General features: G+C 73.5%; 2 protein-coding genes. Both read left to right on the forward strand.

The window, feature by feature from the left end; translation table 11 throughout:
- On the forward strand, positions 1-1,576 hold a 1,576-nt coding region (locus HR086_RS46580), incomplete at its 5' end, for a fatty acyl-AMP ligase (RefSeq protein ID WP_254626771.1).
- On the forward strand, positions 1,573-1,812 hold a 240-nt coding region (locus HR086_RS46585), incomplete at its 3' end, for an FAD-dependent oxidoreductase (RefSeq protein ID WP_174468880.1). The genes HR086_RS46580 and HR086_RS46585, both read left to right, overlap by 4 nt.

Genomic DNA, 1,812 nt, shown 5'->3' on the forward strand with positions numbered 1-1,812 from the left:
GCGCGAGGGGGAGCGGGTGGCGTTGCTCCTGCCCACCTCGCCGGGCTTCATGGATGCCTTCTTCGGGACGCTGCTCGCGGGCGCGGTGCCGGTGCCGCTGTATCCGCCCGTCCGGCTGGGGCGCCTGGATGAGTACCACCGGGCCACGGCGCGGATGCTCCAGGTGACGGAGGCGAGCCTCGTCCTGACGGACTCTCGCGTGCGGCTGCTCCTGGGTCCGAGCGTGGAGAAGTCCCGCCCGCGCCTGGGCTGTCACACGGTGGACGACGTGTCGCGAGGGGACGAGGTGCGCGAGGTGGCGGTGGCGTCTGAGGCGCTGGGCCTCATCCAGTTCTCCTCCGGCTCCACGGTGGACCCGAAGCCGGTGGCGCTGACGCACGGAGCGCTGCTGTCGCAGGTGATGGCGCTGGAGGTGGCGATGCCCCTGTCGTCACCCGAGACGCCGCGCGTGGGCGTCAGCTGGCTGCCGCTGTACCACGACATGGGACTCATCGGCTGTCTGCTGTCCGCGCTGCACTATCCTGGGCACCTGGTGCTGATTCCTCCGGAGGTCTTCCTGGCGAGGCCCGCGCTGTGGCTGCGCGCGCTGTCGCGGCACCGGGGCTTCATCTCGCCCGCGCCGAACTTCGCCTATGGCCTGTGCCTGAAGCGGGTGAAGGACGCGGAGATGGAGGGCGTGGACCTGTCGTCGTGGAAACACGCGCTCAACGGCGCGGAGCCGGTGTCGGCGGAGACGTTGCAGCGGTTCGTCGAGCGCTTCGAGCGCTGGGGCTTCTCCGCGCGGGCGCTGCGTCCGGTGTATGGGCTGTCGGAAGCGTCGCTCGCGGTGACCTTCCCTCCGGAGGGCCGGGGGCCTCGCTCGCTCGGCGTGGACCCGACGGTGCTGGCGAGCGAGGGGCGGGCGGAGGCGGGCGCGCGGATGCTGGTGAGCGTGGGCGCGCCGGTGGCCGGCTTCGAGGTGGAGGTGCGCGACGAGCAGGGCGCGGTGCAGCCGGACCGGCGCGTGGGCCGGGTCTTCACGCGAGGCCCGTCGCTGATGACGAGCTACTTCGGTGACGCGCTCGCCACGCGGCGCGCGCTGACGCTGGATGGCTGGCTGGACACCGGGGACCTGGGCTTCATCGCGGACGGCGAGCTGTACCTGACGGGCCGCGCGAAGGACGTGGTCATCATCCGGGGCGCCAACCACGCGCCGCAGGCGTTCGAGGAGCCGCTCCAGTCCGTGGAGGGCGTGCGCACGGGGTGCGCGGTGGCCCTGGGCTTCACGCCCGAGGGAGGCCAGGACGAGGCGCTGCTCATCCTCGCGGAGCGCGGTGGCGACGCGGCGGAAGCAGACGTGGAGGAGCGCATCCGCGCGGCGGTGGTGGAGGCGACGGGGGTGCGGCCGCACACGGTGAAGCTCCTGGAGGCGGGGACGCTGCCCCGGACGTCGAGCGGGAAGCTGCGCCGGGGCGAGGCGCTGCGGCGCTACCTGTCCGGAGAGCTGTCGCCGCCGAAGAAGGTGGGCATGGTGGGCATGGCGGTGGAGATGGCGCGCAGCGCGCTGGCCATGGCGCGGGCGGAGCACGAGACGTGAGACGGTATGACGTGGCCGTGGTGGGAGGCGGGCCGGCGGGACTGGCGGTGGCCATCCACACCACGGCGCGTGGGCTGAACACCGTCGTCCTGGAGCGCGCGACGCTGCCCGCGGACAAGGCGTGCGGCGAGGGGCTGATGCCCTCGGGGCTCGCGGCGCTGGAGCGCCTGGGGGCGCTGGCGCACCTGGACCGCGCGGAGTGCTCGCCCTTCGTGGGCATCCGCTACGTGCAGGAG

This window comes from Myxococcus sp. CA039A, assembly GCF_013336645.1.
GTDB lineage: Bacteria > Myxococcota > Myxococcia > Myxococcales > Myxococcaceae > Myxococcus > Myxococcus llanfairpwllgwyngyllgogerychwyrndrobwllllantysiliogogogochensis.